This window comes from Nocardia sp. CY15 (genome assembly GCF_009829295.1).
GTDB lineage: Bacteria > Actinomycetota > Actinomycetes > Mycobacteriales > Mycobacteriaceae > Nocardia > Nocardia sputi.
On sequence record NZ_VUOT01000052.1, the window covers coordinates 21,564 to 31,268 of the forward strand.

The 9,705-nt window shown below is 67.1% G+C and carries 10 protein-coding genes; 6 read left to right on the forward strand and 4 right to left on the reverse strand.

What is annotated here, in order from left to right:
* Nucleotides 1-5: 5 nt before the first annotated feature.
* Nucleotides 6-419 (reverse strand): VOC family protein, encoded by a 414-nt coding sequence (locus tag GVY39_RS31965; protein ID WP_159930705.1) that lies wholly within the window; start codon nt 417-419, stop codon nt 6-8.
* A gap of 1,254 nt (nt 420-1,673) precedes the next feature.
* Here GVY39_RS31965 and GVY39_RS31970 point away from each other — a divergent pair.
* Both GVY39_RS31970 and GVY39_RS31975 read left to right on the forward strand, forming a co-directional pair.
* A complete protein-coding gene (locus tag GVY39_RS31970) occupies nt 1,674-2,435 on the forward strand; it encodes a DUF4239 domain-containing protein (protein ID WP_159930704.1) in 762 nt (253 codons plus the stop codon).
* A 551-nt stretch (nt 2,436-2,986) separates the two neighbouring features.
* Nucleotides 2,987-3,469 (forward strand): hypothetical protein, encoded by a 483-nt coding sequence (locus tag GVY39_RS31975; RefSeq protein ID WP_159930703.1) that lies wholly within the window; start codon nt 2,987-2,989, stop codon nt 3,467-3,469.
* Nucleotides 3,470-3,704: 235 nt separating this feature from the next.
* Here GVY39_RS31975 and GVY39_RS31980 read toward each other — a convergent pair whose 3' ends face one another.
* Nucleotides 3,705-4,466: a 3-hydroxyacyl-CoA dehydrogenase gene (locus GVY39_RS31980; protein WP_159930702.1), complete on the reverse strand. Its 762-nt coding sequence runs from the start codon at nt 4,464-4,466 to the stop codon at nt 3,705-3,707.
* Nucleotides 4,467-4,704: 238 nt separating this feature from the next.
* Between GVY39_RS31980 and GVY39_RS31985 the strand changes: the two genes are divergently transcribed.
* Nucleotides 4,705-5,556 (forward strand): crotonase/enoyl-CoA hydratase family protein, encoded by an 852-nt coding sequence (locus tag GVY39_RS31985; protein WP_159930701.1) that lies wholly within the window; start codon nt 4,705-4,707, stop codon nt 5,554-5,556.
* Between the two features lie 21 nt (nt 5,557-5,577).
* Here GVY39_RS31985 and GVY39_RS31990 read toward each other — a convergent pair whose 3' ends face one another.
* Entirely contained in the window at nt 5,578-6,252 is a 675-nt protein-coding gene (locus tag GVY39_RS31990) for a cyclase family protein (protein ID WP_159930700.1), read from the reverse strand.
* Nucleotides 6,253-6,394: 142 nt separating this feature from the next.
* Between GVY39_RS31990 and GVY39_RS31995 the strand changes: the two genes are divergently transcribed.
* The 3 genes from GVY39_RS31995 to GVY39_RS32005 all read left to right on the forward strand — a co-directional run bounded on the left by GVY39_RS31995 (nt 6,395) and on the right by GVY39_RS32005 (nt 9,263).
* Nucleotides 6,395-6,601 carry a hypothetical protein gene (locus GVY39_RS31995; protein ID WP_159930699.1) on the forward strand — a complete coding sequence of 69 codons (207 nt, stop codon included), beginning with the start codon at nt 6,395-6,397 and terminating at the stop codon, nt 6,599-6,601.
* 238 nt (nt 6,602-6,839) lie between these two features.
* Nucleotides 6,840-8,369: a hypothetical protein gene (locus GVY39_RS32000; RefSeq protein WP_159930698.1), complete on the forward strand. Its 1,530-nt coding sequence runs from the start codon at nt 6,840-6,842 to the stop codon at nt 8,367-8,369.
* A 408-nt stretch (nt 8,370-8,777) separates the two neighbouring features.
* Nucleotides 8,778-9,263, forward strand: a complete 486-nt coding sequence (locus GVY39_RS32005; protein ID WP_159930697.1) for a DUF2505 domain-containing protein — start codon at nt 8,778-8,780, stop codon at nt 9,261-9,263.
* Between the two features lie 92 nt (nt 9,264-9,355).
* Here GVY39_RS32005 and GVY39_RS32010 read toward each other — a convergent pair.
* Nucleotides 9,356-9,705 (reverse strand): alpha/beta hydrolase-fold protein (locus tag GVY39_RS32010; protein ID WP_240679489.1); only part of this gene is annotated, 350 nt, incomplete at its 5' end.

Here is a 9,705-nt window from a genome sequence, read left to right on the forward strand (position 1 = left end):
CGCGATCACTTCTCGGGTGACTCGCCGAGGCCGGCTGCGGTGCCCGGGAGCCAGACCAGGCAGAAAGTGTGCCCCACGGGGTCGGCGTACACGCGGAACGCTCCGCCGGTTTCGGCTTGGACGAGCGTCGCACCCAGAGCGAGCGCGGCAGGCTCGGCCTCCGCGATATCGTCCACCAACACGTCGAAATGGATCTGCTGGGACGCCTCGGGATCGGGAAAACGCGGCGGTTTGTATTGCGGCGCGGTCTGAAAGGCGATGCGCCTATCCGAGGTCTCGACCAGAACCACCCAGTCGTCGTCCTCGTCCTCGAGCAGGTCTCCCCCGAGCAACTCTTGGTAGAACCTGGCGAGTTTGCGCGGTTCGGGGCAGTCCAGCACGACGCTACGCAATTGTCCGACCCTCTTGTTCGCAGTCATCCTCCACCTCCTGACGAAGCCATTCGTCGTTGGCTACCCGGGCCACTCGGCGACAAACACGGCAGGAACTGGCAGACCAGGCCGAACGCAACGGCCCGCCCGGTGTCACGATCACACCGAGCGGGCCGCTTCCCCGTTCGCCGTGCGGCGCCGCCACGTCGCACAGCCCGATCATGGTAAGCCCCGACAACGGTCGAATCCGGCAGCCACGCCGTACCATCGGGCGTCCCCTGAAAAGAAAGCTCGACAGCCCGCTGCTCATCATCCAGCACGACATGATCGACCGGAGACAGCAGCATGTCCACCGCTGTCTGCCAGAAGCTCACATGGCAGAGAATCGAACGTACCGGGTAGCTGCCGACCGCGTCGCGGACCCGGACCGCCGCATCCGTCACCCCATCAGCCGCCTCCGGCCTGGTGGCAAAGGTTCTGCCGACTGTTTCGCCGACTCCTCACGCAATATGCGAGGTGACGCTACGAACATGGCGCGGAAGGCATTGCCGGTGCGTATCTTCCGCACTCCCTCCGAGCTCACCGACGCAGCGCTGGGCAACAGATGCACATAGCCGAACTCCCGCCACGCGCCGCGCAGGAACTCACCCGGACCGGCAGGAGCACAGGACTTCGATCGTTCGGCGCACAGCCGCATCGCGGGCACCGAGCCGGCCCCTCCGTGGCCCGCGCCTACGCTTTCGGCGGTCTTTCTCCGAAATTCCCCCACACCCAGACGGATTCGCAGTCTACTATCGGTGTCGTCCAGAACGGTCCACCGTCCAGGACAGTTCAACGGCGCCTGGTTCTTTCAGGCGCGTGTCGCCTATAGATTCGCTGTGCACCACTGATCAGATCCGAACAAACGCAGACTGTCGACAGCACCATCATCGATCGTCTCGGTATCCGTCTCGGGGGTGAGGACCACGCATGACCATCGAAATGCTTGTCCGAACGGCACCGGCCTGCGCGGAAGTCTCGTCGTCGCGGCCGCCCGCCGACGCGCGAGGGCTACCGGATACTGGCTCGCGGAATTTCGCCACGCCTGGTCGGCGGAACTGAGGCGGCTCGAAATCCGCGACGACCACCTTGCGAAAACCTGCCGGCCGCAGCAGCACTGCGGCTCGACGCACTGATCGATAGCGACGTCGCACCGAACGAGGCTCGATCGGTCCGTCACCGGCCCCGTGGTGCACCAGCCTTTGTGTACATCACCGACGCCGCGGTCGCGAGAACCATTCCAGACAGAAACGGAGTCGCCGCATGGTCTTCGAATTCCTCGTGCCTGCTCTCACCGCGTTGGTCGCGGTGGTCGTATTCCTGGCCGGGGACCGCCTACACCCGAAGACGTGGCGGCAGACCGACGACGACACAGTCGGCGCGTTGGTGCTCAACCTGATCAACACGATCTTCATGGCGGTGGTGGCATTCATCGTGGTGATCGCCTGGCAGCAGTACGACAACGCACGCAATCACACGATCGCGGAAGCCAAGGCGCTCATCGACACGTATTGGGCCGCGCACGGAATGCCCGAGCCCGACCACGCGCGTGTCCAAGGCTTGGTGCGCGATTACACCGACCAGGTTCTCAGCGAGGAATGGGCCGTCATGGCCGACCATGGACATCTCAGTCAGTCCACCCAGGACACCCTCGACACTCTGCGCGACGCGGTGGCCGCGGTGAACTCGGCGGACTCCGAGGTCGATGCGCTCCGTACCAGTGCTCTTTCCAGCCTCGACACGATCGCGCAGGCACGAGCCGATCGTGCGCTGGACGCCGGTTACCGGGTTCCGGGCTTCCTCTACCTCGCCATGTGGATCTGTACGGTCCTCTTGCTTCTCAGTGTCATCCTTTCCGGCGTCCAGGTCAGCAAGCGCACTGTGGTGACGACCGCGTTGCTCGGCGCCATCGTCGGTGTGGTTATCCGGGCGATCTACAACCTCGATGAGCCGTTCTCCGGCGGGAACGTGGTGCCGAAGGACGCCTTCGAGCTCGCTTTGTCCCGCTACCAGCACACGGCGTGACCTTCCGGCCACTTTCGACGACGACGAGGCGACCGCATATGCCAAGCAATCGAGGAGTTATCCGAACACGAGGTTTTGCAAAGGGTTTCGCTACTGCGATTCTCCCGCTGACCATAGCGACGCTCGCGGCTCGGCCTCTGGAAGCCTCCGCCGAAGCGCCGCCGTGGCTGCCCCTCGGCGACCTGGCAACCGGTAGTTCGAGTTCAACGACCGGCGCCGAGCCAGTGGGCGACGTCGTAGGCAGTGGTTCGAGCTTCGGTCCCGGCGCCACGTCGTCCGGCAGTGCCTCCGATCCCGCTCCCGAAGGGGCGTCTTCCGGCGGATCTCTCAGTCTCGGCCCGGTTCGAATACCGTCCGGCAGCGCCGGTCCGGGCGATTTCGCCACCGGCAGCGCGCACGCGGGCCTTCTCGCCACGGGGGATGCGGGACTCGAGGATGCGACTCCCCTCGCAGCGAATCCGGCGACTCACTCGAACGGAACGACGGGTAGTCCGGCCGAGACCCTGGAGCTCGATTCCGGCAGCGTGCAGGCGGCTTGTTCCGGAAGCGCCGTGACGGGGAGCGCGTTGCTCGTGCTCGGACTGGCTACCGGTAGCGGCTTCGGCTCCCTGGGATCGAGCCTCATCGGCCCAGGGTCCAGCCTCATCGGCCCGGGGTCGAGCGGATCGAGCCTCGGCAGCGCCGCCGTCGGTAGCGCCCTCACCGGAAGCGCACTGCTGACCTGTCTACTGCTGGTCCCCACCGCTCCGCCGGTCCCCATGAACCCCCTCCAGCTCGAACCGCCCGCGCCCGAAGTGCGGATCGCGCCGTCTCCAGCCGCCGGCGCCACGCGGACGCAACTCCAGGCACCGCCACCGCTGGCCGAGCGGCCGCCGTCCCCGCAGAACCGCCCACGCGGAAGGGACGTACGCGCCGCCGAACCGCCCGGCGACCCGGATACCTGGAACCTCATGCGGCTGATGACGGTATTGGTGGTCACCGTCCTCACCGTCGTCGGCATCCGTACGGCACCCGGCTCCCGACGCCTCCGCTGACGCAGCCGAAAGTAGGGGACCACCGCAGCCGCGGCAACGGCAACGGCAACGGCAACGGCAACGGCAACGGCAACGGCAACGGCAACGATCGCGCACGCACCGTTCGGATGCCGCATGAAGGCCCGCCCCGGAAGAGTCGTCGCAGTCGGGCGAGCCTGGCCATCACCGTGTGAACTCGTAGATCCCGGGAGTCGCATCGGCGGACCCACCCGAAACCCGCTCGGCGGAGACCACTTCAGCGCGGCGCCATCCGGATGGCGCCGTCGAGGCGGATGGTCTCGCCATTGAGCATCGGGTTCTCCACGATGTGACGCGCGAGCGCCGCGTATTCGACGGGATCGCCGAGTCGCGAGGGGTGCGGGACCTGCGCGCCCAAGGATGCGATCGCGTCGTCCGGCAACGTGGCGAACAGCGGAGTGTGGAACAGCCCCGGCGCGATGGTCACCACGCGGATCTTCAGCGCCGCGAGGTCGCGCGCCACCGGCAAGGTCAGGCCCACGATCCCGCCCTTGGACGCCGAATAGGCCGCTTGCCCGATCTGGCCGTCGAACGCTGCCACCGACGCGGTGTTGATGATGACGCCGCGCTCTTCGCCGACCGGATCCGTCCGGGAGATCCGTTCGGCCGCCAGCCGGATGACGTTGAAGGTGCCGATCAGGTTGACGTTGATCACCCGGGTGAAATCCGCCAGCGGAAACGCGCCCTTCTTGCCGACGGTCTTGACGGCGTTGCCGATTCCGGCGCAGTTCACCGCGATCCGCAGGTCGCCCAACTCTTGCGCGGCGTCGAGAGCCGCCGTGACCTGCTCCTCGTTCGTGACGTCGGCGGGAACGAAAACCACGCCGTCACCGAGTTCTTCGGCGACGGCCTCGCCCGCGGACGACGGCAGATCGATGATCACGACCCTCGCTCCCTTGCCGTGCAGTTCACGCACGGTCGCCGAGCCGAGTCCCGAAGCGCCGCCCGTCACTGCCGCGACCGCGTTGCTGATCTCCATCCCACTCCCCTTCTCCGGGTTATCGAACGACGGCGCGAAGCGCCGGGCCGATTGGTCTCCGTTGCCACCCCGCGGCGGGGCCAGGTGCCCGTGACCAATCGGGACACCGCGACAGGCTAACCGCACAAAGAGGAATAAGTAAACAATCATTCTGCTTCGTCTCGGCGTCACTGTCGCGAGATGCGGCGCGAACGCCCTGTAAGAGAAGGGGTATCGGCGTCGTGGCAAGCTGTACGTTATGGCCGATATTCGCCTGGACGTCTCCGACACCATCGCCACCATCACCCTCGACCGTCCGAAGCAGCTCAACGCGTTCACCACCGCGATGGGTGCGGAGCTGATCGATGCCTTCGACTCCTGCGATCGCGACGACAAGATCCGAGCGGTTGTCCTCACCGGCGCCGGACGTGCCTTCTGCGCCGGCGCGGACTTGTCGGCGGGTGCGGACACCTTCGTCGCGGGCGACCAGAACGCCGCTGCCTCCTTCCGCGACAGCGGCGGCGAAGTCGTCCTGCGCATGTTCGAATCGCGCAAACCCATCATCGCCGCCGTCAACGGTCCCGCCGTCGGGGTGGGCATCACCATGACTCTCGCCGCGGATTTCCGGCTCGCCGTCGACAACGCCCGGATCGGATTCGTCTTCAATCGACGCGGGATCGTTCCCGAGTCCTGCTCCAGTTGGTTCCTGCCCCGCCTGGTGCCCGTGCAGACCGCGCTGGACTGGGTGTATTCGGGCCGTCTCGTCGACGCCGCCGAAGCGCTCGACGCCGGACTGTTCTACGCGCTGCATCCGGCCGGCACGCTGCTGGACGAGGCTTGTGCCCTCGCCCGCCGCGTCACCGAGCACTCCGCACCCGTCTCGGTGGCCCTGTCCCGGCAGATGCTGTGGCGCAATCTCGGCGCCGAGCATCCGATGATCGCGCATCGCGTCGAATCCCGCGGCATCCACCATCGGGGCGCGAGCGCCGACGCCAGGGAAGGCGTCACAGCTTTCCTGGAGAAGCGGCCCGCCCGATTCCCGGACAGCGTCGACCGCGACCTGCCGGACATATTCGGTGATGACCTAGCGGTCCCGCCATTCCGGTCATGAGTCCACGGCAAGAGCCGCACGCTATAGCGTGGCTGCGCCGCTGTGCTCGATCCACGCCACGGCGCGCAGCGGAAACGAGCCCATCCCGCGGATGGGTGCGGGCAGGGCGACCAGCCTGGCGCCGGTGTCGGGCACCGCGTCGAGGTTCGTCATCTGCTCGATGATCGGGATCCCCGCCCCGAGCAGCGTGTGATGACACGGCCGCGTCGGCAGAGACGTGTCGTCGATGTCGAGGGAGTCGATTCCTACCAGCGCCACATTGGCCGCGACCAGCGCATCCGCGACCTCACCGACCAGAAACGGATGCCCGGGGCCCCGGTAGTCGGGCGAACCCCACGCCGCAGACCACCCCGTGTGCACAAGCACCGCCTTGCCCCACAGGCGCGCCGGGTCGCCGAGCAGATCCGGCCCCACCGCGCGAAGTCTCGGAGCGCGGATGATCACGATCGGCACGTTGAACAATCGTTCCAGCGGAAGGTCGGCAACATCGGCGCCATCGGCGTGGAAAAGGAAGGGCGCGTCGATATACGTGCCGGTGTGGCCGACCATGTCCACGCGTGCGATGTCGTAATCCATGCCGATCAGCGGCGACCGCTCACGCGCGACATCCGTGGTGACTCGCGGTCCGGGCAGGCCCGGACAGGTGAGCATGCCGTCCGAGATCGAGTGGGACAACTCCACGATCACTCGGCTCATGCCAGGGACCGTACCGCCGCTCCCACCGAGGAGAGCCGAGGCGCGAGCTCGCCGTCCTCAACCGGTCCGAAAGGCAGGCCCAGCAAACAGGGCAGGTGCACCCGGGCCGGAAAGGGCGCAGAATGGAAGCAGGAAGGTCGTCATGAAACTGCTGAAGGGCCTGCTCGGCGTAGTGCTCGGGATTCTCACGGCCGTGCTCGGCACGGTGCTGGGGCTCTTGGCCGCTGTGCTGTGGCTCGTCGGCGCGGTGCTGTGCGTGACGGTCATCCTGCTACCGGTGGGAATCCCTGTCGTCAAGCTCGCGCGCCGCCTGTTCGGCCTGTCCCGCCAGCTGATGCGTCTTCCCTGACCGCAAATGTCCGATGTCCTTGTCGCGACGGCTGTGGGACGCGATCGCAGTGCACGGCAGGTGTCGGTAAGGGAGAGGTCTTCGCCTCGCTCCTTCGCGGCACCGGATCATCATGCCGTCCGATCCAGCAAACAGCGGGCGTCCCGCAGCCTCGCCGAGCGCGGTTGCGTCGCGACCAGCGAGCTGCCATCCTCGTGTTCATGATCTTCGACGGAAAGGGCGTCCTGCGCCCGGCTCGATGAGCCCCCACTCGGCCACGTTCGTGGCCCACGCGCTATCTCTGTCCGCTCTGCACGGTCCCGGCCCTTGGCCGCGTGACGGGTATCCCCTACCGGACGAACCGCCGAACGAAACCGGCCGTAGCGTCCTTCCCAGCGTCGTGTACGACGGCGTCAGCACCCATCACTTCGGGACCGGCACGCAGCCGGTCGCCGATCTCACCGATCGGATCCTCGCCGACCTCGACGATCCGGCTCGGCTACTCGAGCACTTTGCCGGGATACGGGCCGTGAGCGTCGCCGACGATCTCGTGGGCGAGTTGCGATCCCGGCACTTTCCACGCGAAAAGCTCCGTAACGCAGCGCGATTCGTCACGGAGAACGCCACGCGACGGGAGGCCGCGAAACTCGGCATCGTGCTGCTGGGCACATGTGGTGACGAACGCGACCGCGAGCTCCTCCAACTGCTGGGTTCGCTGGAGGAGTTCGCACTCTTCGCGGTCGTCGCGCTGATGAACACCCAGCCCCATCCCCACCGGGCGGTGTTCGAGCTGGCACAGCGGCTCGAGGGCTGGGGACGGATCCACGCGGTGGAGCGACTGAAGGGCTGCGCCGACCCCGACATCACGGCATGGTTGCTGCGTGGCGGCTTCCGCAACGGCGTGATGAACGAGTACCTCGCCCACCTCGCCGCCACGACCGGCGGTCTCTACGAGGCGCTGCTCGAAGACGACGTCGACGACGCCCTGATCGATGGGGCGGCGGACATCCTCAACGCACTCGCCAAGGGCGGCCCCGCCGAGGACATGCACGACTACGAGGACGCGGTGCCCGCCATGCATCGTTTCGCCGAACACCTCGCCCGTGCCCAACCCACCCTCGGACGGCTCGACGCGGCACTGACCCTCGAACGCCTGGTATCCGGTGACGATTTCGACTGGCCCGACGGCGAACCTGCCCGGCTGCGGGCCAGGTACACCTCCCTCACGGCGCAGCCGCGGTGGCGCGAACTGGTGGCGTCCGAACTCGCCCGCGTCGACTCCGCCGCGGAACCTCGCGGCGCGCGCCGCTCCTACGCGTTCGAGGTCGCGCTCTCCTGCGCGGGACGGCTGGGCATGAACGCCTTCCCGAACGCTCTCGCGCGCTTGCGGTTCGATCACCACAACGCCTACGTTTGGCAGTGGGCGATGCGGCACGCAGACCAGGTCACTGTAGAGCAGGTGGTAGGCCTCGCCGAGCAACTCCTACCGCTCGACCAGCTGGCCACGGGCCCATCCGAAGCACTGGGCCTAGGCCCGGACCATCAGGCCGATACGGTCCTCGAGATCATCGTCTGGAATCTGCGCGACCATCCGGGCCACGGCCAGGCACTATTGCCGGTCGCACTCGCCAACCGGGTCGTCCGGTGCCGCCGGGCGGTTCTCACAGTTCTCGACGCCTGGCCGCCGCAGGCGCGCCCGTCCCAGGCGCGCGGCTGGGTCGCCGCGGCCGCGGAGCGCGAGACCAACGCGAAGCTGCGTGCGGACATGCCGGCTTTCCTGGAGGGGTGAAACGGCCCTGCGGTGGGCAACGGATCGCATCGGTAGTTGCCTGCCGCGGGTCGGCGGTGACTGCCCGCGCTGGATCGGAACGAGTCGGGTACAGGCGGACGTCGAAACCCGACACCTATGCCGGGTACTCCGCACATCCACGCCGAGCGCAGTCGAACCAGCTGATCGACGCCGGCCCGCCAGCGGTATTCGGTCGCTCGACAGGGGCAGCTGTGTGCACCCGGATATGGTTTCCCCGGTCGGAAGTAGACCGCGTCCATCACCCGTCGAAGCGGTCCTCCTTGACGGAGGAACCATACCTCGCTGCCGAACCTTCTATTTAACAGGATGATTCAGCATGTTCGAGGAATGAAAGCATCGGCGGTTCGCCCGCTGCGAGCGGCGTAGCAGCAGGTAGCGTGTGTCGGTATGGCGACCCCCTTGGCGTATACGGCCACCTATTCCCATTCGGCCGACGCGCTGCGTGCGGCGCTGGCCGACGAGCAGTATTGGAAGGACCGCATCGAGGAGGTCGGCGGGGTCGACGCGCGGCTCGTCGAGTTCGACGCCGCCGAGGACCGCCTGCACGTGCGGCTGGTGCAGACCGTTCCGGCGGCGGAGTTGCCCAGCGGCATCACCGCCGTGCGACCGGAGGGGCTGGTCATCACGCGCACCGAGACCTACACCCGCGAGGGCGGCAGTTTCGAGGCCCGCGTCGAGGGTGTGCCCGCCCAAGTGAGCGGAACCGTCCGGCTCACCGGCGGCGACACCACGACGGTGGCGGTCGTCGACGGCTCGGCCGAGGTCGGCATCCCGTTGTTCGGCAGGAAGATCGAAGCGGCCGTCGTAGCCCGGCTGCTCGACATGCTCACCGTGGAGGCGCAGTTCACCGACACCTGGATCACCGACCACTGATCCGGATGCCGGTTGCCGAGTCCGGAAGTCGGTCGAAGGGCAGTGGCCTCGACGCGCAAGCGCGGACGACTGCCGAAGATGAACTCCCTCTGCTACGGATCGACACCGAGAGCGACGCCGATCGTGTCCCACGACTTGTGCAGATCTTCCTCCCAATACCCCCAGGAATGGGTGCCGGTCGGACGTAACTCGAAAGTGGCTGGAACGGCCAACTGGCGCAGTCGCTCCCGGAGCTGACGGGTGCACAGATTGGTGACGGCTTCCAGGGGAGCACCGAAAATCAATTGGTAGGCCAGCTGTATCCCGGAACCGTTCGCGCCGTCGAGTGTGTCGTGTGGTCCGGGTGCTCCGGTACCGGTCGAGACGTAGATCGCGGTTCCCCGCAACTTGTCCGCGTGCAGATACGGGTCGTTGGCCGCCCAGGCGGGATCCGTCGGCGGAC